20 protein-coding genes are annotated in these 21815 nt (G+C 42.6%); 6 read left to right on the top strand and 14 right to left on the bottom strand.

Features of this window, described 5'->3' with window-relative positions:
* Positions 1-86: 86 nt before the first annotated feature.
* The 13 genes from pyrE to FC90_RS05140 all read right to left on the bottom strand — a co-directional run bounded on the left by pyrE (position 87) and on the right by FC90_RS05140 (position 15027).
* Positions 87-725, bottom strand: a complete 639-nt coding sequence (pyrE, locus tag FC90_RS05080) for an orotate phosphoribosyltransferase (RefSeq protein ID WP_057908193.1) — start codon at positions 723-725, stop codon at positions 87-89.
* Positions 725-1441, bottom strand: a complete 717-nt coding sequence (gene pyrF / locus FC90_RS05085; protein ID WP_057908194.1) for an orotidine-5'-phosphate decarboxylase — start codon at positions 1439-1441, stop codon at positions 725-727. Before pyrF ends, pyrE begins: the two co-directional genes overlap by 1 nt.
* On the bottom strand, positions 1434-2360 hold the full coding sequence (locus tag FC90_RS05090; protein ID WP_057908195.1) for a dihydroorotate dehydrogenase: 927 nt from the start codon (positions 2358-2360) through the stop codon (positions 1434-1436). The genes pyrF and FC90_RS05090 overlap by 8 nt, the downstream gene beginning before the upstream one ends.
* The gene (locus FC90_RS05095; RefSeq protein ID WP_083482013.1) at positions 2360-3145 is read right to left on the bottom strand and encodes a dihydroorotate dehydrogenase electron transfer subunit; all 786 of its coding nucleotides are present in this window, start codon (positions 3143-3145) and stop codon (positions 2360-2362) included. Before FC90_RS05095 ends, FC90_RS05090 begins: the two co-directional genes overlap by 1 nt.
* Before the next feature lie 73 nt (positions 3146-3218).
* Complete coding sequence (gene carB, locus FC90_RS05100; protein ID WP_057908196.1) at positions 3219-6401, bottom strand: carbamoyl-phosphate synthase large subunit; 3183 nt, start codon at positions 6399-6401, stop codon at positions 3219-3221.
* Between the two features lie 16 nt (positions 6402-6417).
* Positions 6418-7494: a carbamoyl phosphate synthase small subunit gene (locus FC90_RS05105; RefSeq protein ID WP_057908197.1), complete on the bottom strand. Its 1077-nt coding sequence runs from the start codon at positions 7492-7494 to the stop codon at positions 6418-6420.
* A gap of 8 nt (positions 7495-7502) precedes the next feature.
* Positions 7503-8789, bottom strand: coding sequence for a dihydroorotase (locus tag FC90_RS05110; RefSeq protein ID WP_057908198.1), 1287 nt, complete (start codon positions 8787-8789; stop codon positions 7503-7505).
* Between the two features lie 14 nt (positions 8790-8803).
* The gene (locus FC90_RS05115; RefSeq protein WP_057908199.1) at positions 8804-9721 is read right to left on the bottom strand and encodes an aspartate carbamoyltransferase catalytic subunit; all 918 of its coding nucleotides are present in this window, start codon (positions 9719-9721) and stop codon (positions 8804-8806) included.
* Entirely contained in the window at positions 9714-11018 is a 1305-nt protein-coding gene (locus FC90_RS05120; protein ID WP_057908200.1) for a solute carrier family 23 protein, read from the bottom strand. The genes FC90_RS05115 and FC90_RS05120 overlap by 8 nt, the downstream gene beginning before the upstream one ends.
* 163 nt (positions 11019-11181) lie before the next feature.
* On the bottom strand, positions 11182-11724 hold the full coding sequence (pyrR, locus tag FC90_RS05125; protein ID WP_057908201.1) for a bifunctional pyr operon transcriptional regulator/uracil phosphoribosyltransferase PyrR: 543 nt from the start codon (positions 11722-11724) through the stop codon (positions 11182-11184).
* Between the two features lie 168 nt (positions 11725-11892).
* A complete protein-coding gene (locus tag FC90_RS05130; protein ID WP_057908202.1) occupies positions 11893-12798 on the bottom strand; it encodes an RluA family pseudouridine synthase in 906 nt (301 codons plus the stop codon).
* A complete protein-coding gene (lspA, locus tag FC90_RS05135) occupies positions 12791-13246 on the bottom strand; it encodes a signal peptidase II (protein WP_057908203.1) in 456 nt (151 codons plus the stop codon). Before lspA ends, FC90_RS05130 begins: the two co-directional genes overlap by 8 nt.
* Before the next feature lie 107 nt (positions 13247-13353).
* On the bottom strand, positions 13354-15027 hold the full coding sequence (locus FC90_RS05140) for a formate--tetrahydrofolate ligase (protein ID WP_057908204.1): 1674 nt from the start codon (positions 15025-15027) through the stop codon (positions 13354-13356).
* 155 nt (positions 15028-15182) lie between these two features.
* On the opposite strand from FC90_RS05140, the gene FC90_RS05145 reads away from it, so the two are divergent.
* On the top strand, positions 15183-15389 hold the full coding sequence (locus tag FC90_RS05145) for a cold-shock protein (protein WP_057908205.1): 207 nt from the start codon (positions 15183-15185) through the stop codon (positions 15387-15389).
* Between the two features lie 42 nt (positions 15390-15431).
* Here the strand turns inward: FC90_RS05145 and FC90_RS05150 are convergent, their stop codons facing one another.
* Positions 15432-15851, bottom strand: coding sequence for an EbsA family protein (locus FC90_RS05150; RefSeq protein WP_057908206.1), 420 nt, complete (start codon positions 15849-15851; stop codon positions 15432-15434).
* Between the two features lie 77 nt (positions 15852-15928).
* Between FC90_RS05150 and FC90_RS05155 the strand changes: the two genes are divergently transcribed.
* The 5 genes from FC90_RS05155 to nrdF all read left to right on the top strand — a co-directional run bounded on the left by FC90_RS05155 (position 15929) and on the right by nrdF (position 21781).
* Positions 15929-16324 carry a ribonuclease HI family protein gene (locus FC90_RS05155; protein WP_057908207.1) on the top strand — a complete coding sequence of 132 codons (396 nt, stop codon included), beginning with the start codon at positions 15929-15931 and terminating at the stop codon, positions 16322-16324.
* A gap of 73 nt (positions 16325-16397) precedes the next feature.
* On the top strand, positions 16398-17855 hold the full coding sequence (gene cls, locus FC90_RS05160) for a cardiolipin synthase (RefSeq protein WP_057908208.1): 1458 nt from the start codon (positions 16398-16400) through the stop codon (positions 17853-17855).
* Between the two features lie 319 nt (positions 17856-18174).
* Complete coding sequence (gene nrdH, locus FC90_RS05165; RefSeq protein ID WP_057908209.1) at positions 18175-18405, top strand: glutaredoxin-like protein NrdH; 231 nt, start codon at positions 18175-18177, stop codon at positions 18403-18405.
* A 113-nt stretch (positions 18406-18518) separates the two neighbouring features.
* Positions 18519-20690 carry a class 1b ribonucleoside-diphosphate reductase subunit alpha gene (gene nrdE, locus FC90_RS05170; RefSeq protein ID WP_057908210.1) on the top strand — a complete coding sequence of 724 codons (2172 nt, stop codon included), beginning with the start codon at positions 18519-18521 and terminating at the stop codon, positions 20688-20690.
* A 134-nt stretch (positions 20691-20824) separates the two neighbouring features.
* A complete protein-coding gene (gene nrdF, locus FC90_RS05175) occupies positions 20825-21781 on the top strand; it encodes a class 1b ribonucleoside-diphosphate reductase subunit beta (RefSeq protein WP_057908211.1) in 957 nt (318 codons plus the stop codon).
* Positions 21782-21815: the final 34 nt, after the last annotated feature.

The following is a 21815-nucleotide window of genomic DNA, read 5'->3' on the forward strand; positions in this document are numbered from 1 at the left end:
AGAAACATATTAAATTTTATATTATTTCATCCGTCAACTTGACAGGGCCTAGTACACAATCGCGGGGGTTATTTAGGTAATTATTTCTAATGTGTGTCAGACCAGGCTTGTGGGTCTTGGCGCCATTCGTTTAAGGACATCTTTTGAGCGGTGGATAAATGATCAGCTGCCGTTTCGATTGTTAATAATGTTGAAAAGTTGGATAAAGTAACTAACGGAATATGTGCCAGTTTAAAGTTCACTTGACTAGCAGCAAGTTCGTATGAGAAAATCCCGAAAATTCCAAGTACTTTTGCGCCCTCTTTTTGAGCTGCTGTAGCTGCCTGTAAGACACTTCCACCTGTCGAGATTAAGTCATCGATAAGGACTAATTTTTGTCCAGGTTGGAAAGGTCCTTCAATTTGGCGGCCTTGGCCGTGGTTTTTAGGTTTACTACGGATATAAATCATCGGTAAGTTAAGTTCAGCTGCGACCCACGCAGCATGTGGAATACCAGCAGTGGCAGTTCCCCCAATTACTTCAACATCAGGAAATTGAGTTTTAATAGCAATGGCTATGTTTTTCGCAATTAACTGCCGAATTTTAGGATAGCCGATTATAAGCCGGTTATCGCAGTAAATGGGACTTTTCAAACCACTGGCCCAAGTAAATGGTTCGTTAGGACTAAGGCTAACGGCTTGAATGTCAATTAATGCTTGTGCGACTTGATGAGCAATTGTGGTCATTAAAAGGACTCCCATTCTGATTTAATCGTTTGATAAATTTGATATGGATTGACTGCTTGGGTAATTGGTCGCCCAACAACAATTGCTGAGCTTTTAGCTTGGGCGGCTGCTAGTGGTGTGACTGCGCGTTTTTGATCATTGACCTGACTAGTGATTGGCCGAATCCCAGGTGTTACGCAGAGAAAATCCTGTGACGTATGCTGTCGAATTGCCGTGATTTCTTGTGCCGAACAAACGACACCGTCGCAATTAGCCGCATGTGCAAGTTGTGCGTAATGGACTACCGTTTCTGGCAAACTGGCAGAAATAAGCTGTTCGGCTTGCATTTGGGCTTCATTGGTTGAAGTAAGTTGGGTAATTGCCAGTAGTTTGGCCGGTTTAACGTTAGCGAGTGCGGCCCCTTTTTTAATTCCTGCGACGCCAGCTTGGAGCATGGCAAGTCCACCAGCTGCGTGAATTGTTGTGTAATCGACACCAAGTTGTCCAATCACGGTTAATGCGCTTTGAACCGTGTTAGGGATATCATAGAGTTTTAAATCGAGAAAAATTCCGTAACCACGGGATTTTAATATTTGAATCAGTTGGGGCCCTTCTTGGTAAAAAAGCTCCATCCCTACTTTAACAAATAAAGGTTCATCAGGTGAAAATCTCGCTAAAAAATCGTTGGCTGCCTGCCAGTTAGGGAAATCTAAGGCGATAATCAATGGATTAGTCATGGATTAGGTCCCGCCGTAGATCAAAGGAGGATAAATCGCTCAATTGATATTTTGCAAGTTCCTCTGGAAGTGCGGCAATTAGTTTGGGGCAGGCAAAAGGATCACTGAAATTAGCGGTGCCAACTGCAACGGCATTAGCCCCAGCAGCCATTAATTCAAGCGCATCAGCCGCGGTTGTCACTCCGCCCATTCCAATAATTGGCAGTTGTGAAATTGAACGTACTTGATGAATTAGGCGAATGGCAATGGGTTTGATGGCCGGGCCGGATAAGCCGCCAGTTTGATTGGCGAGAATCGGTTGGCGGGTTTTAGGATTAATGCGCATCCCCACTAGCGTATTAATCAAGGAAAACCCAGCGGCGCCTGCCGCTTCAACGGCTAAGGCGATGGGCCGAATATCCGTGACGTTGGGTGATAGCTTAACATAAATTGGTACTTGGCTGACAGCAACACAGGCTTTGGTTAATTTTGCCGCAATTTCTGGCGACGTTCCAAATTCAAGACCACCATGAGCAACATTTGGGCATGAAATATTAAGTTCGATGGCATGAACGTTAGGTGCTTGGCTAATCTGTTGGCAAACAGCGACATAATCTGCTTCAGTATTACCGGCCACGTTCGCAATGACGGGAAGATCTGGGTAGTTCGTAGCTAACCACGGCAGCCTTTCGTTCATAATTACTTCAATACCGGGATTTTGTAGGCCAATTGCGTTTAACATGCCACTAGGTGTCTCAGCAACGCGCGGAGTGGCATTACCGAGTCGAGGTTCCTTAGTGGCCGCTTTAATAATAATGGCCCCAAGTTTGTTTAAATCATAGTGACGTGCATATTCTTGGCCGAAACCAAAGCACCCTGAAGCAGGCATGATGGGATTTTTCAAATCTAAACCGGGTAAAGAAATCGTCAAGTCTGTCATTAAATAAGCACCTCGTTTGTTTTAAAGACTGGCCCATCATCACAAATTTTAAGTTGAATATCTGGGTTGCGTCTTAGTTTTGTAACACAGGCATAGCAGGCACCAATCCCGCAAGCCATCCGTTCTTCTAATGAAATATAAGCATGCGGATGCTTACTAAAGCGACTATCAACGGCCATTAATAAGCCCTTTGGTCCACATGCGTAGACTGCGTCGTAGTGCGACACAGCATCGGCAAATTGTGCGTCAAGCAGTAATCCAACGTGCCCATGGTAACCATATGAGCCATCATTGGTTGCGTAAGATACTGGGCCTAACGCTCTAAAGGGAGCCTCATAGAATATGGCGGCTTGATTTGCGAAACCAAAGACGTGATGGACATTGATATTTTTGGCGACCAATTGGCGCGACAATTCATACAATGGTGGGATGCCGGTTCCACCCCCAATAATTAAGGCATTTTGGCCCGGCATTAAATGATCGCTTGGATAGCCGTTACCCAGTGGTCCTAGGACGGATAATTCGGTTTTTAAGGGGCAGCGACTTAAGTAGGCGGTTCCTTTACCGACGACACGATATAACAAGGTGATTGTCTTATTTTGCCGGTCGACATGGGCGATGCCAAATGGTCGTCTGAGTAAGTGTGCATCGTCAGGGATTTTGATATCAACAAATTGACCAGGTTTAATAGGCTGTTGGGTGATATCACCATACAGACATAACTCGTAGATACCCGGTATAATTTCAGTTTGTTTGGTAATTGTTAACAAATATTCTAAAGACAATAGCCAGTGGCCTCCTTTTAAATTTTATGCCATAAAAGAGCCTTAGACAAAGGGCTCTAGACGCTACTTATTATCAGAGTGGTTGCGTTAAAAGGGATTGCGACTCTAAGACTGTTAGGATGGCATCGGCTGTATCAAGGGATGTCATCAATGGAATACCATGTTCAATTGCTGTTTGGCGGATTACAATACTATCTTTAGCAACTTGTGGGGCTTCATTCAAACCGGTGGTATTGATGACCAGTTGAATATGTCCCGCCTTGATCTTGTCAAGTAAGTCTCCGCTTGTGGCGTTGATTTTGGCTACCGGTTGGACGGGCACTGCAGCCGATTGGAGTGTTTGACTTGTCCCAGGGGTGGCGATAATTTGATAACCAACTTCGCGGAAGCGCTTTGCTAATGTCAACGCCTGTTGCTTATCTTGATTGGTCACCGTTATTAAGACGTTGCCATGGCTAGGAAGATGCATGCCACTGGCTTCAAAGGCCTTGTAGAGTGCCTTTTGAAGTGTTATATCGGTCCCCATGACTTCGCCAGTAGATTTCATTTCTGGCCCGAGTAAACTATCGACACGCGTTAGTTTTGAAAATGAGAAAACTGGTGCTTTTACATGAATGAGTGGGCCAGCTGGTAATAAACCAGTAGGACTCTTTAATTCAGCTAAAGTGCTACCTAAGATGACTTGCGTAGCCAGCTGGGCCATTGAGATACCCGTTACTTTACTTAAAAATGGTACAGTACGGCTAGCCCGGGGGTTGACTTCGATGACGTAGACTTCATCATTTTGAATAATAAATTGGATATTTAAAAGGCCATGGCATTCGAGTGCAAGGCAGAGCTTAGTTGTATACGTAATAATTGCTTGGGTCTGGGCATCAGTTAAATTTTGTGGTGGGTAAACGGCCATCGAGTCGCCGGAATGAACTCCCGCCCGTTCGATGTGCTCCATGATGCCTGGAATGAGGACCTCTTGACCATCACAAATGGCATCAACTTCACATTCTTTACCGAGTAAGTAGCGATCGATTAAAACTGGTTGATTTGCAGAGACTTTAACCGCTGCTTGCATGTAATGCGCTAGATCTTCTGCAGTATGCACAATTTCCATCGCCCGTCCACCTAGCACGAAACTAGGTCGGATTAAAACGGGATAACCAATCTCTGCGGCAATCTTTAGGGCATCTGTGGTATTAGTGGCTGTGGCCCCAGTTGGCTGTGGAATGCCGAGCTCTGCAATTAATTGATCAAATTGATCGCGATCTTCAGCCCGATTTAAGTTAGCAACACTGGTTCCAAGAATTTTGACGTCATTTTCAGCGAGCGGTTCAGCAAGGTTAATCGCTGTTTGACCACCGAATTGGACGATAACGCCTTCTGGTTTTTCAAGGTCGACAACATTCAAGACATCTTCTAACGTAAGTGGTTCAAAATATAATTTATCTGAAATTGAGAAATCGGTTGAAACAGTTTCTGGATTACTATTCATGATAATTGCTTCATAGCCTGCTTTTTGGATGGCTTGTACACAGTGGACTGTCGCATAGTCGAATTCAACGCCTTGCCCAATTCGAATGGGGCCGGAGCCAATTACTAGAATTGAAGGCTTTGTGCTGACCAAACTTTCATTTTCTTGTTCGTAGGTTGCATAATAATACGGTGTTTGTGATTCAAATTCGGCTGCACAAGTATCAACCATTTTGTAAACTGGTTGGATATCACTTTCTTGTCGTATTTTGCGTACCTGTGTGGCAGTTAGTTGCCAGGTACTGGCAATTTTGGTATCTGCAAAGCCATTTTTCTTAGCAAGGATCAGCAAGTCTAAATTGCCCTTATCCGTCCGTAATTGCTCTTCAATTTCAACGATGTGGCTAATTTTATCAAGAAAGAATAGGTCAATCTTCGTTAATTCACTTAATTCTTGAATTGGATATCCGCGCCGCAATGCTTCTGCCAGATAAAAGAGCCGATCGTCTTGTGGATGGATAATGCGTTGAATTAAATCATTGTCGTTAACGCCATTTAAGGCTTTAATTTCAAGGTGCTCGACACCAATCTCAAGTGAACGAACTGCCTTTAGCAAAGCTTCTTCAATATTGCGACCAATTGCCATTACTTCTCCGGTGGCCTTCATCTGGGTTCCAAGGCGTCGGTCGCCTTTGTTAAATTTATCAAAGGGCCACCGCGGAATTTTGACAACGACGTAATCAAGCATCGGTTCAAACTGGGCGAAGGTTGTCCCAGTAATTGGATTTTTGATTTCATCAAGAGTTAGCCCAACCGCAATTTTAGCAGCCATCTTAGCAATTGGATAACCAGTTGCTTTGGATGCCAAAGCTGATGAGCGGCTTACGCGGGGATTAACTTCGATAATATAGTAACGATCGCTATTTGGATCGAGTGCTAGTTGTACATTGCAGCCCCCTTCAATCTTCAAGGCCCGAATAATTTTAAGGGCAGCATCGCGGAGTAGTTGGACTTCACGATCACTCAGTGTCTGAACGGGTGCTATAACGATGGAATCACCGGTATGAATACCGACAGGATCGAAGTTTTCCATGTTGCAGACGACCAAGGCATTATCGTTTCTATCACGCATGACTTCAAATTCAATTTCTTTGTAACCAGCAATGCTTTGTTCAACCAGGACCTGTCCAACTGGAGATAAGCTCAAACCATTTTTGACAATTTGATTGAGCTGGCTTGCATTTTCAGCAATCCCCCCACCTGTGCCACCAAGCGTAAATGCCGGACGGATGATAACTGGGTAACCATTATTTTGAACAAAAGCCTGGGCTTCAATTAATGAATGTGCGATTGCGGATTCTGGAATCGGTTCGTCTAATTGATTCATTAAGTTTTTGAATAATTCGCGATCTTCTGCTTGATCGATAGCACTCAGCTTGGTCCCCAGTAATTCGATATTTAATTCAGCTAGAATACCGTTATTTGCAAGTTCTAAGGCCATATTTAGACCTGTTTGGCCACCTAGCGTTGGTAAAATGGCGTCTGGGAGTTCTTTACGTAAAATTTGTGTAACAAAATCGATGGTAATTGGCTCGATATAGACCGTATCAGCGACAGTTTTATCAGTCATAATAGTCGCTGGATTAGAGTTAATTAAGACAACTTGGTAGCCTTCTTCTTTAAGTGCTAAGCAAGCTTGCGTGCCAGAATAGTCAAACTCTGCAGCTTGACCAATCACGATTGGTCCAGAACCAATGACTAAAATTTTGTGAATATCAGTGCGTTTTGACATCAATAAAGCCCCTTTTCTATTTTTGACGGTAATTGAAATTGTCAATCATGTCGATAAATTCATCGAAAAGATGTACTGCGTCGTGAGGACCAGGGGCTGCATCTGGATGAAATTGTACTGAAAAGGCAGGATATTGACGATGGCGTAGTCCTTCGATAGTTTGATCATTAATTTCGATATGTGTAACTAGCAAGTTTTGTGGATCAATTGAATTTGCTGCGACTGCATAACCATGATTTTGTGCGGTAAAATCGATGCGCTTGGTGGCCACTTCGCGCACCGGATGGTTGAATCCACGGTGACCAAACTTCATTTTGTAGGTCTTAGCACCATTAGCGAGCGCAAAAAGTTGGTGGCCCAGACAAATGCCAAAAATGGGAACTTTACCTTGGATGCCCTTAATCATTTCGATGGCTTCTGGAACGTCTTCCGGATCACCGGGTCCGTTGGTCAACATCACCCCGTCTGGATCAAGGCTGAGAATTTCAGCAGCCGATGTATTATAAGGCAAGACGGTAATGTTGCAATTGCGCTTGGATAATTCCCGAAGAATACTGTGCTTTAAGCCGAAATCGATGACAATGATGTTGCGCCCACTGGCAGGGCTTGGATAAGGTTTGGCGGTTGAAACTTGTTGGACTTGGTTTTTAGGTAATACTAAAGCTTTCAGCTGATCAAATGCGTGATCATCAGCAGCATCCACGATACTCGCTTTCATGGTACCCTTATCGCGTAAGCGCCGCGTGAGTGCCCGCGTGTCGATATCAGTAATTCCGGGAATATTCTTTTGTTTCAAAAAATCATCAAGACTCATATTCATCCGCCAATTGTTGGCTAAGCGCGGGGTTTCGTGAACCACCACTCCTTTACAGGTGGGCTTGATTGATTCGAAGTCATCCCGGTTCACCCCGTAATTACCAATTAAAGGATAGGTAAAGGCAATGATTTGACCATTGTATGATTGATCGGTGATTGTTTCTTGATAACCACTCATCCCGGTGTTGAAAACGATTTCGCCAGTTGAAACGATTGGTGCACCAAAACCAGTGCCGGCAAAGATGGTGCCGTCTTCTAAAATGAGGTAACGTTTCATAGCTTAATTCACTCCTTTTGATATGCAGTCTGCCCTGTTACCAAGGTTAACATTGTTGTCCCTTGTACTTTTGTGCCTAAAAAAGGTGTATTATGACCTTTTGATAAGAAAGTAGTGGTGTCGATCGTAGTGGTGTCATTTAAATTAAAAACAGCGATGTCGGCGGGTTGGCCGACTGCTAGCTGACCGGCTTGGGGTAATTTGAATATATTGGCCGGCTTAGCTGTTAACCAACTAATCAATTGGGCTAAGCTAAACGGCCCATTGACAACCAAAGTGGTGTAAAGCAAGCTAAAGGCCGTTTCACTCCCTACTATACCAAATGGTGCATGCAATAACGACTGTTGTTTCTCAGATGTAGTATGTGGAGCATGATCGGTGGCAATGATGTCAATTGTCCCATCAATTAACCCGCACCACAAGGCTTGCCGATCTGCAAGACTACGTAAAGGGGGGTTCATTTTGAACAGTGCGTTGTCGCTGGTAATGGCGGTCTCGTCCAGTAATAAATGATGTGGTGTCACTTCACAAGTGATATTGATACCATCTTGTTTAGCACGTCGTACCAGATTAACCGTTTCTTTAGTTGAGATATGACAAATATGATAATGAACGCCGGTGGCTCGTGCTAATTCGATATCACGAGCGGCTTGGGCAGATTCACTCACATTTGAAATTCCGGGTACACTAAGTCGCTTGGCAGCCGGCCCAGCATTAATGACGCCACCATTGACTAGTGATTCATCTTCGACGTGGGCAACGATTGGAAGTCCGATTTGGGCTGCTTTTTGCATTGCTTGGTACATCGTTTGTGCTGTTTGAACACCGTGGCCATCGTTGGTAAAACCAACCGCTCCCGATGCTTTAAACGCTGATAGATTAACGAGTGTTGGTTGTACCAATCCCTGTGTAATCGGGGCGAACTGATACGTGTGTATGCTGGACTCCACTTGATTACGCACGATAAGTTGTTCAAAATTGGGTAAATTATCAGGAACCGGCGATAAATTTGGCATGGCGATCACACTAGTGAACCCTCCATGGGCCGCTGCGGCACTACCTGTTTGAAGTGTTTCTTTCGTCGTAAAACCGGGATCTCTAAAGTGTACGTGGCTATCGATTAACCCAGGACTGATGAAATTATTCTGGGCATCATAAATTGCGCGTGGATTAGCTGGCAGTGTGGTGATAGTTGGGGCCATCGCTGCAATCTGGCCGTTTGAATCGATGGCGATATCACGTTTTTGGAGTTGACCATCAATTAAAACCTGACCGTTTTTAATCAGTTGATACATTGTAGATTCGCCTCCTAATGTTGAATCAAATGACGTTGTTCTAACAAGTGTTCAATAATTGCCATGCGCATAAAAACCCCGTTGGTCATCTGTTTAAAGATTCGTGATTGTGGAGCCTCAACAAGTTCAGTTGCAATTTCAACATCGCGATTAACCGGGGCTGGATGTAGCCAGATGGCACTTGGCTTTAGTTGTGCGGCACGGGCGATGGTTAATCCATATTGGGTATGAAAAGCGGCGTCTGAAAGGGTCGCGTCTGCGGCAAAGCGTTCGTGTTGAATCCGGAGTAACATTACAACATCAACTTCTGGTAAAATGCGCTCCAAATCGACAACTTGACCATAATGTGCAAATTCTGGTGCGAACCATTCGGCTGGTCCGGCAAAATAAAGGATTGCGCCAAGTTGACTTAATACTTGCATATTAGATCTTGCAACCCGGGAATGCCGTAGATCGCCACAAATAACAACTTTTAAGTCAGTAAAATGGCCAAATTCTTCAAAAATGGTCATTAGATCCAACAAACATTGGGATGGATGTTGCCCGCTACCATCACCAGCATTGACCAGTGTCATCTGGAATCGATTGTCTGCTAGTAACGGTTGATAGTAATCATTTTGAGGATGACGGACAGTGACAACATCGACGCCGATTGCTTGGACGGTTTTGAGGGTATCACTCAAAGTTTCTCCCTTCGAGGTTGAACTGGCTTGGGCATTGAAGTCTAAAACAGTCATTCCGAGTTTTCGTTCAGCCATTTCGAAACTGGTATGAGTGCGGGTACTATTTTCGAAGAACAAATTCATGGCATAGACCGGCCGAGTTAGTTTAGTAGTTGCACCGCTTTTAAAAGCGATAGCCCGGTCAATCAGGTTTGTGACTAGCTTATTTGTGAGCTGTTCAACTGAAACGAGTGCATTATAATTATCCATTTTGTTGTTCCTCCAATTCGATTTCACTTTTTGCTTTATCTGGTAAGATTAAGTTCAAGCCAATGCCAAGTACGGTAGCAATGGCGAGTCCTGAAAATTGATATTGTCCAAGCTGTAAATAAGCATTACCAATCCCAATTACTAAGATGGATGAGCCAATCATGAGGTTTCGTTTTTTATCGAAGTCGATTTGTTGATCGATTAAAACACGGAGGCCACTTGATGCGATGACCCCAAAGAGCAAGAAACTAATACCTCCGATAACTGGTGCCGGGATACTTTGGATCAGTGCACTGAGTTTGCCAATGAAGCCAAAAATCATGGCGAAAAAAGCCGCTCCACCCAGAACCCAAACACTGTGCACTTTGGTAATAGCTAAAACGCCGATATTTTCACCGTAACTCGTCACTGGTGGTCCGCCGACAAAAGCCGCGATAATTGATGCGGTACCATCTCCGGCTAAGGTCCGGTGTAAACCAGGATCTTTAAAGTAGTTCCGTTTGGTTAACTTGTTTAAGACCATGATATGGCCCATGTGTTCAGTCATTGTGACAAACGCGATGGGGACCATGCTTAAAATCGCTCCCCAATATAAGCCTGGCTTATAAGTGACAAACGGTACCTGGAAATCAGGGATTTTAAACCAAGGTGCGTTTAAAACGGGTTGGAAGTCAACAATTCCCAAAAAAACCGCAATGATATAGCCGGCAATGATCCCCAGCAAGATTGGCACTAAACTCATAAACCCTTTGAGATACATATTAAAACCAATGGTTATCAGCAACGTTAATAAAGCAACTGCGAAGAACTTCAAGTCGTAATTGCCCTGCGGATTGATGGTTGCTTGTTTAGCGGCTGTACCTGCAAGTGACAATCCGATTACCATGACGATTGGACCAACTACAATTGGGGGCAATGCTTTGTCAATCCATTGTGAACCGATTCGACTAACTAAAACAGCGACGATTAGGTAGACGACACCAACGGCCATTGTCCCCTGTGCAATTCCCGGATAGCCAGTTGTCTTCATCAACGCCAACATTGGCACAATAAAGGAAAAGCTGGAACCCATATAAGCAGGGATTTTCCCTTTGGTAATTAAGAGATACATTAAGGTCCCCACTCCAGAACTGAATAAGGCAATTCCGGGGTTTAAACCAACAAGAATTGGCACTAAGACGGTTGAACCGAACATGGCAAACATGTGTTGAATTGATAGACCAATCCATTTGCCAGTGCTTGGTCGTTCATTGACGTCTAAAACCACGTCTGGGTTGCGGTAAGGTGTTGTAGCCATAAATAATTCCTCCATGTTGACGATTTTTTAAACCAAAAAAGACACACTTCCCAGAGATTGGGTGGTGTGTCTTTTAGTGAACTTGCGCGCCTAATTAGGTGCCACTAAGTGTAGACAAACCCTTTTGCTCTCTCTGGAGTCAATTAAATGGTTCGGTCGTTCGTTATTTGATTAATTTTTCAATGGTAATGCCATCATGTTGATCAATTTCTTCCATATTGACGCGGATTTGCTCATTGAGCGCAGTTGGAATGTTTTTACCAACAAAATCAGGGCGAATGGGTAATTCACGGTGGCCACGATCAACTAAAACCGCTAAGGAAATCTTCTTCGGCCGGCCAAGGTCCATTAATGCATCGAGTGCTGCCCGGATAGTCCGTCCAGTGTAAAGGACATCGTCGATGAGGATCACGTGTTTGTTGGTGATATCGATGGGAATATCGCTGCCATTAATAAGCGGTTCGTTTTGAGTATTGAGATCGTGTTGATCATCACGATAGAGAGTAATGTCTAAAACACCAACTGGGAGTGTGATGCCTTCCAGCTGAGCTAGACGTTGCGCGATTCGTTGCGCAATAAACACCCCACGAGTTTTGATACCGACTAGGACTAAGTCAGAAATCCCCTTATTTTGTTCAATAATTTCGTACGTAATCCGTGTGAAAACGCGTTTCATTGTAGTACTATCGACAATTTCTTTGGCCATCTGAAGTGCTCCTTTCAAACAAAAAACCTCTCAACCGATAAGGTCGAGAGGTTACAGTTAGCGACTTGACGTCTAGCGTTGCTTTCACCGTACCTTCTCGGCCTCACAGGACCGATTTTAAAGGTTTCTATTAAGTTATTAGTAGCTTAACGGATAATATCTGTTTTGTCAATGCTGATCGCGTAATTGATGGAGGGTTTTGGCAAAAATTGGTGGTAATGGCGCTTCAAAACGCATCATTTCTCCAGTTGTAGGATGTTTAAAACCTAAGACAGCCGCATGTAAGAACTGGCCATTACCAGGCAATGTTTTGCGAGGACCATAGACTGGATCGCCAGCAACCGGCCGATTAATATAGGCTAAATGGACGCGAATTTGGTGCGTACGCCCCGTTTCTAAACGACATTTGATCAATGTAAAATCAGTAAAACGTTCGATGACGGTAAAATGAGTGACAGCTGGTCGGCCGTCGTTAACAATGGCTTGTTTCATCCGATCAACTTTTGAACGTCCAATTGGGGCATCAATCGTTCCCTCGTCTTCTTCAATTGTACCATGGACCAATGCAATGTATTCACGCAAGTTTTCCTTAGCCTTCAGTTGGGCAGATAAAGACTCGTGAGCTGCATTGGTTTTAGCCACCATTAAAAGTCCGGATGTATCTTTGTCAATTCGGTGAACAATTCCAGGGCGAAAAACACCATTAATCTCTGAAAGCGGCGTATGAGCTAATAAGGCATTGACTAGTGTGCCATTAGGATGGCCTGCTGATGGATGAACGACCATTCCCTGGGGCTTATTAACCACAAGAACTTGATCATCTTCATAGACAATATCGAGCGGGATATCTTCCGGGGTTAAATCAAGGGTCATAGGTTCTGGAATTGCGATGGTTATCACATCCCCAGTGACTACCTTGCGATTGCTCTTGCAAGGCTGATCGTTGATTTGGACCAGGTCTTTTTTTAACCACTGTTGGATTTGTGAACGGGAGTAATCAGGCAGCAATTGAGTCAGTACTTTATCGATTCGGCCGGATTCGGTTGTAATGGTTATTTTTTTTATTTCAGTCATGAGTCACTTTCTCTTTCAACAAAATAGCAATAAAGACACAGATAACGCCGATTGTTAAGGCGAGATCTGCAACATTAAAGATGGGGAAATTAACAAATTCAAGTTGGAACATATCGACCACGTATTTGAGATGGAGACGATCAATAAAATTACCAATTGTCCCAGCTAACAACAACGTCAGCCCGATGCGGTAAAATTTTTCAGAACGGTCAGATGTATAAAACAAATAGCCAATTACCCCAAGGGCGACAAGTGTGACGAGGTAGAAAAACCACTGCTGACCGGCTAGGATGCTCCAAGCAGCGCCATCATTTTGAACGTAAGTTAAGCTTAAGATATTTGGCAAAACCGGTTTGGTTACTGCATAAGCGACGTTAGCGACAATCCAGCTTTTTAAAAGTTGGTCACCAAGGACGATGATTGCAGCTAAAATAATATAGATTAACATAACACCCTCCTATTCGTACAATCTATCATTCTCCTTAAAAAAAGCAACCTTGTCAATCTATTTTCGAACTGATGGACAGAAACAGCTACTTGACAACTGCCGCCAATTTAAAACAGACCGCTAATTAAACCATCTTCGGTGACATCCATTTTTAAGGCTGCTGGTTGCTTTGGCAGACCTGGCATGGTTAGAACTGTACCTGTCATAGCGACAATGAAGCCAGCTCCAAGTTTGGGTAATAATTCACGGACGTGAACAGTAAACCCAGTTGGTGCGCCGAGTGCTTTGGGATCGTCTGAAAGCGAATACTGGGTTTTAGCAACGCAAATTGGTAAATGATCCCAACCATTTTGTTCAATCTCTTTAAGCTGATTGATGGCTTTTCCTTCAAACACAACATCGTGGCCACCATAAATCTCAGTGACAATGGTCGTTAGCTTTGCTTTGATATTTGTTTTGGGATCATACAAGGGATGGAAGTCTTGTGGTTGTTCTAGAGCCGCTAAGACAGCATGCGCCAAATCGATTCCGCCCTGGCCACCGTGTGCCCAGACGCTGGTTAGGATTGCTTTGACGTTCATGGCAGCACATTTTTCTTGTAACAGTGTAATTTCGGCATCGGTATCAGTTGTAAATTCGTTAATTGCAACGACGACCGGTACGCCGTAGCGTTGCATATTGGTAATATGTTTGGCTAAGTTACTAAAACCCTTTTCAAGTGTTCCAAGATTTTCAGTGGTTAAATCCGCCAAAGGCATTCCACCATTATATTTTAAGGCACGGACAGTTGCGACAATTACAATTGCGTCAGGCGTTTTGCCCAGTTGGGGGACCTTAATGTCTAGGAACTTTTCAGCGCCTAAGTCAGCACCAAACCCTGCTTCGGTAATCGCGATATCTCCGAGTTTCAATGCGGCTTGGGTGGCTAGAACGCTATTACAGCCATGGGCAATATTGGCAAATGGCCCACCGTGAATCAAAGCGGGCGTATGTTCAAGGGTCTGGACCAGGTTTGGTTTGAGTGCGTCTTTTAGCAGCATTGCGATTGCCCCGGTGACCTCTAATTGGGCAACTGTGATCGGCTGACGATCATAGGTATAACCGATCACGATTTGACTAATTCGCTGTTTCAAATCGTTAATATCAGTTGCTAAACATAAAATAGCCATCAATTCGCTAGCAACTGTGATGTCGAAGCCGTCTTGGCGAGGCACTCCTTGTACTGGGCCACCAAGGCCGATAACAACTTGGCGCAGCGCCCGGTCATTGATATCTAAGCCGCGTTTCCAAATAATACGCCGTGGATCGATATTAAGGACATTTCCTTGTTGGATATGATTATCAATTAAGGCAGCTAAGGTATTCACAGCGGCTGTTAACGCATGCATATCACCAGTGAAATGTAAGTTAATGTCTTCCATTGGGACGACTTGTGCGTATCCTCCGCCTGTTGCGCCCCCTTTCATCCCCATGACTGGTCCTAAAGAAGGTTCCCGTAAAGCGATGATAGCGGCTTGATCTAGTTGCCGTAATGCATCACCAAGGCCTACCGTAACTGTTGATTTACCTTCCCCGGCTGGTGTCGGGTTAATCGAAGTCACTAAAACAAGTTTTCCGTCTGGCTGTTCCTTTAATCGCTTAATGGCAGCAAAGTTAATTTTTGCTTTATAGGGACCATATTGTTCTAAATCAGCGCTTTGTAATCCAATTTTTTCGGCAATTGTCGTGATTGGTTGCATTTCCTTAGCTTCATTTTCCTGTGCGATTTGAATATCTGACATATCGTCCAGCTCCTTTTGTTTATGTAATACTTAGTATAGCTGATTTTATGCAGAATTGGCAGATTGGATACTTAAAAAGATATTCTTCGACACACTGGATTGTGCGTGGTAAAATAAGCATGGATTACTGAGTAACACTTCAAGGAGGGATTGTGATGGAACGAGGAATTGTTAAATGGTTTAGCAATGCTAAGGGTTATGGCTTCATCAGCTACGGAGATGACGAGGAAATTTTCGTTCATTTTACTGCAATCCAAACTGACGGCTATAAATCATTGAATCAAGATGAGCCGGTATTATTTGAGATTAAAGAAGGCGCTCGTGGCTTGCAAGCAGCGAACGTACAAAAGATAACAGCATAAAAAAACAGGGTCAGCACATTTTAAATATGCTGACCCTTTTCTTTATTTAGATGAAGTATTCAATGGCCAACCAGTTTGATTTAGTTGCGTGATTAATTTTTCTTGGGCTGAACGACTAAGAAGTAATTGTGTTGGTTGGTAATCGAGTTCGTTGGTATTAATAAGGAACCCATGTTTTTGTACAATAATAGTGGTGACCGTTTCACGGTGTATGGTCCGATGATATTTAGAAAGTGGGTGTTTGAGCGTGATGGTTGTTTCATCAAGCACTACACGATGCCCGCTAATTGCCCAAACTGTCAAACAGACAGCAATTAAGCCGATCAGCCACGACTGCCAGTTTAAGTCAATGAGTTCAAGTTGTACAATTAATGCGAGCGTATAAACAAAGCCAATCCAAGACCACATCGTCACAAAGTGGGCATAATTTGGTTGGTAAAATACGGTGGTTGTTTTTTGCATAGGAACACTCCTTTTTACGCTTTGTATCATACCATTAACCTGACGTTGCTGTCAGTGAAAGGCGGTAAATTTTAAGAATGATTAAACTTTATACTGATGCGGCTACGCGTGGCAATCCGGGGCCAAGTGCTGCGGGTATTTTAATTGTGACACCGGAACGGCAATACCAACTTCAAGCCCCACTACCGGTTCAATCGAATCACGCCGCGGAATTTGCTGCGGTCCTCATTGGTTTGAAAAAATTAACAGAGCTGGGTTTAAACCAAGGGCGTTTGCAAATCAACGTTGATAGCAAGCTTGTTTTTCAAAGTTTGGAAAAACGGTACGCGAAACATTACCAAGCGGCAGTCGATCAGATTTTAATCGAAGAAAAGGCGTATATAATGGTACTTCACCAATGGGTGCCAGAACGGCAAAATCGGGGTGCGCACCATTTAGCGCAACAAGGACTGCCCAAAATCACCACTTGCTGATGGGTAAACTAGCACTTTGACTGTGGTTTTAGTAAACTAATGAATAACTTTAGAAACTCGGAGGACCGACTGGATGGTTTTAATTACAGAAATTATTTCATTTATTATCTTCATTAATGCTTTATTGGCAGTGATTACGATTTTGAGACAACCTCGTGACATTGCTGCTACTTGGGCATGGTTATTGGTATTAATTTTAATCCCGATTGGTGGGTTTATTCTTTACATGTTTACCGGCCGAGGGTTATCACAAAAAAAGATATTTCAAAGTCAATCGCAAATTGATGATGGCCTTTCTGCGTTGGTCGATATTCAGCGTAAAGAAAATTATAAAAATGACCTCCTTCCGAAAAAAATGCTTTCCAGCGAAGCTTCTGAAATGGTGAATCTCTTTTTAAACATTAACAATGCCCCCGTTTTAAAGAATAACCATGTCAAAATCTATACTGACGGTCAAACAAAGTTCGACGCCCTCTTTGCCGATATCAAACAGGCGCAAAAAAGTATTCATATTGAATATTATACGATTTATAATGATCGATTGGGCAATGAACTACAGCAACTGTTGATTCAAAAAGCCCAAGAAGGCGTTTCGGTCAACGTTGTCTATGATGCTTGGGGCTCACAAGGCGCAACGCAAAAATGGTGGCGTGCGCTTGAAGATGTCGGTGGACACGCGCGAACGTTTTTTAGTTCTAAACACACCATCACTGATTTTCGCTTAAACTTCCGTGATCATCGCAAAATTGTAGTAATTGATGGTAAGATTGGGTATATTGGTGGTTTTAATGTCGGGGATCAATACTTGGGGCGGAGTCCGAAATTTGGACATTGGCGGGATACTCATCTACGGATCACGGGGAATGCGGTATTAGCTTTACAGGTCCGCTTTATGATGGACTGGAATGCCAGTGTGGAACCAGCTATTAAATTGACCTATTCAGAAGAACTTTTTCCAGTGGACCAAGTCCAAAATCGTGGGTCAGCAGCCATGCAAATTGTCTCAAGTGGTCCCGATAAGCTGGATGAGCAAATTAAACTTGGCTATTTGAAGATGATCAGTACTGCCAAGAAACGTCTATGGATTCAGACGCCCTATCTAGTCCCGGATGATAGCATTATTGATGCGCTGACCACCGCAGCAATGTCCGGTGTTGACGTCCGGATTATGACTCCTAATATGCCTGATCACCCCTTTATCTTCCGGGCAACAGAGTATTATAGTCAGCTCTTACACGCAGCAGGGGTTAAAATTTATCGCTATGAGGATGGTTTTTTACATGCTAAGACGGTGGTAATGGACGGACATATTAGTACGGTCGGTTCGGCTAATATGGATATTCGTAGTTTTAAACTTAATTTCGAGGCCAATACTTTTATTTATGATCCAGAAGTCGCTGCACAATTGGAGAAGATTTACCGTACGGATATGGAAAAGGCTTCCCTTTTAACAGATGAAGCAATTGCACAACAGTCGGCTTGGTTAAAATTTAAGCAAAAATTTTCCCGACTGCTTTCGCCAATTTTATAAAAAATTGCTAATTATTTTTTTAAAAGGGTGTGATGCTTAATTAATTTCAATTTAAATTTTTTTAAGTTCAATTCGGCATTGTTAGACGTGCTGTTTGTGGAATCTATGGTTGTAAGGGGATTGACTTTATTTCAAAATATGGTTAACTTAAAAACAGGAACATTGGCCAGAGTAATTAAACGAGCATTCGGGAACAGCCACTATAATTAGTGGCTGTTTTTTATTTAATCACAATATATGGTGTTTATTAATTGCATCTTCGATTTCGAAACGGTATACTATTTTTATTGATAAAGAGATTACAAGGGAGTTAACGATTATGGCAAATATTACTTTATATACAAAAAACGGTTGTCCTCAATGCCGCATGACAAAACATTTTTTAGAAACGCATAACGTCAGTTTTATTGAACATAATATCAACGATGAACCGCAATATATTGATTATTTAAAGGCACAAGGTTTCCAAGCAGTCCCAGTCTTAGAAGCAGATGGTCTTGAAAGTTTCTCAGGGTTTAGACCAGCTGAATTACAAAAATTAGCAATTTAATGACCAAAGATGCTGAATTTTATTGGTGAGACCGACTCTGGGTGCTCAGAGAGTCGGTCTTCCCTTTTTTTAAACCTAAAGTGGGTAAGATGATTAGAAAGTGGTGGCAAAGCATGTCTTTAAAAGAGATTAAAACTGAAGATGTAACCTATTATGAATTGAATAACCAAATTAATATTCCGGTGAATGGTCAGATTCCATTACAAAAAGATCAAGAAGCTCTCGAGGCTTTTTTAGCACAAAATGTCCAACCCAATATGTTGACGTTCAAGTCGCTACAAGATCGTTTGGATTATTTAGTAGCTGAAAACTATTATGAAGCTGATTTTCTGCAGGCGTATCCTCTGCCATTCATGGAAAAACTGGATCAGTATTTAAAGAATCAAGATTTCCACTTCAAATCATTTATGGCTGCTTATAAGTTTTATGCACAATATGCATTGAAGACCAATGATAATGGCTTTTACCTTGAAGATTTTAAAGATCGCGTTTTCGTGAATGCTCTCTACTTTGCTGATGGCGATCAAACATTGGCGATGCAAGTGGCAGATGAAATGATTCATCAACGTTATCAACCAGCAACGCCTTCTTTTTTGAATGCAGGCCGTGCGCGACGTGGTGAATTAGTGTCTTGTTTTTTATTGCAAACAACCGATGATATGAATTCAATCGGGCGCACAATTAACTCGGCCCTTGAGTTGTCGCGAATTGGTGGCGGTGTTGGGATTAGCCTTTCAAACTTACGGGGTGCTGGTGATCCAATCAAAGGCATCGATGGTGCAGCTAGTGGGGTTTTACCAGTAATGAAATTATTGGAGGATTCTTTTTCTTATTCAAACCAACTAGGTCAACGGCAAGGCGCTGGTGTGGTTTATTTAAACGCCTTCCATCCTGATGTTGTTTCTTTTTTAGGTGCAAAAAAAGAAAATGCTGATGAAAAGTACCGGTTAAAGACTCTCTCACTGGGTTTAATTGTCCCGGATAAGTTTTATGATTTGGTTAAAGCAGATGCTGATATGTATTTATTCAGTCCTTATGGGGTTGAAAAAGAGTACGGCGTGCCGTTCTCATATGTTGATATCACCAAAGAATACGACAACTTAATCGCCAATGATAATATTAAGAAAACAAAGATTAAAGCCCGTGATTTAGAAAATGAAATTAGCAAGTTACAACAAGAATCTGGCTATCCATATATTGTAAATATCGATACGGCCAATGCGGCCAATCCAATTGATGGCAAAATCATTATGAGTAACCTTTGTTCTGAAGTGCTTCAAGTGCAAACGCCATCACAAATTAATAATCGGCAGGAATATGATGTTTTAGGAACCGATATTAGTTGTAACCTCGGTTCAACTAATATTCCGAATATGATGACTTCGCCTGATTTTGGCGGTTCAATTGAAGCAATGGTCCGGGCCTTAACCTATGTCACAGACCATTCTGACATCGATGTGGTCCCTTCTGTGGCTCATGGCAATGAATTAGCGCATACAATTGGTTTAGGCGGAATGGGGTTGCATACCTTTTTTGCTAAAAACCACATGATGTATGGTTCAGAAGAATCAATCGATTTTACTAGCAATTATTTCATGCTTTTGAACTATTGGACATTGGTTGCTTCGAACAAAATTGCCAGAGAACGTAAGACCACGTTTGCTAACTTTGAAAAAAGTAAATATGCTGATGGCAGTTACTTCGATCAATACTTAACCCAAGATTGGGCCCCTGAGACAGACAAAGTTAAAGCCCTCTTCAAAGACATTATGATTCCGACCAAAGCTGATTGGCAAGCCTTGAAGGCAGCTATCATGCAAGACGGTTTATATCATCAAAACCGTTTAGCGGTTGCCCCCAATGGTTCAATTTCATATATTAATGATACTTCTGCTAGTTTACAACCAATCGTCAATCGAATTGAAGATCGCCAAGAAAAGAAAATCGGCACCATTTACTACCCCGCGCCAGGTCTTTCAAACGATACAATGCCATACTACGAATCGGCTTACGACATTGATATGCGTAAAGTAATTGACATCTATGCCGCAGCTCAAAAACATGTTGATCAAGGGATGAGCATGACGCTCTTCATGCGCTCTACGATTCCAGCTGGTCTTTACGAATGGAAAGAAGGCCGCACTGATAAGATGACGACTCGTGATTTAAATATCTTAAGAAATTATGCACACCACAAAGGGATTAAATCAATCTACTACATTCGGACTTACACTGACGACGAAAGTGAAGTCGGCGCAAATGCGTGTGAAAGCTGCGTCATCTAGAGCAGAGTACGTAATAGGCGTTTATGCTCTGTGGATTAGCACAGGCAAACGTAAGCGTATGTCTGCTGACACACGTTTCAAGTTCCACCCCAGCTGCCTGTCAGCTGGCCTACATACTTAAAGGAGTTCAGAACATGGCAGAAAATTATATTGCAATTAACTGGAATCAAGTTGAAGATCAAATCGATAAAGCGACTTGGGAAAAATTGACCGAACAATTCTGGTTAGATACCCGGATCCCCCTTTCCAATGACTTAGATGACTGGCGTAGTTTACCGGATAACGAAAAATGGATTGTGGGCCATGTTTTTGGTGGCTTAACCTTGCTAGATACTTTACAATCACAAGATGGGATGGCAAGTTTAAAGGCTAATATTCGCACTCAGCATGAAGAAGCGGTTTTAAATAATATTCAGTTCATGGAATCGGTACATGCGAAAAGTTATTCATCCATTTTCTCAACGTTAAATACCCCGGCTGAAATTGATGAAATTTTCGATTGGACCAACTCTAACGAATTTCTACAATACAAAGCTAATAAGATTAACGACATCTATCAAAATGGTACCCCCTTGCAACAAAAAATTGCTAGTGTCTTCTTAGAAACCTTCCTCTTCTATTCTGGTTTCTATACCCCACTTTACTACTTAGGCAATAACAAATTGGCGAATGTCGCTGAAATTATTAAGTTGATTATCCGTGATGAATCGGTCCATGGGACTTACATTGGTTATAAGTTCCAACTTGGTTTTAATGAACTTGATAAGGCAGAACAAGAAGAACTACAAAACTGGATGTATGATTTACTATATGACTTATACGCTAATGAAGAAAAATACACCCACGAAGTTTATGACGGGACTGGTTGGACGGAAGAAGTTTTAACTTATCTTCGGTATAACGCTAACAAAGCTTTGATGAACCTCGGTCAAGGGGCCCTCTTCCCTGATAGTGCCGAAGATGTGAATCCCGTCATCTTGAACGGGATGTCGACTTCAACAGCGAACCATGATTTCTTCTCTCAAGTTGGGAATGGTTATCGTTTAGGGAATGTCGAAGCCATGTCAGATAGCGATTATGACTTTGATTAAGGATTAAATAAAAATAGCGCGTCGTACTTAAATT

It is taken from the genome of Latilactobacillus graminis DSM 20719, from assembly GCF_001436415.1.
In the GTDB taxonomy this organism is placed as follows: Bacteria; Bacillota; Bacilli; order Lactobacillales; family Lactobacillaceae; genus Latilactobacillus; species Latilactobacillus graminis.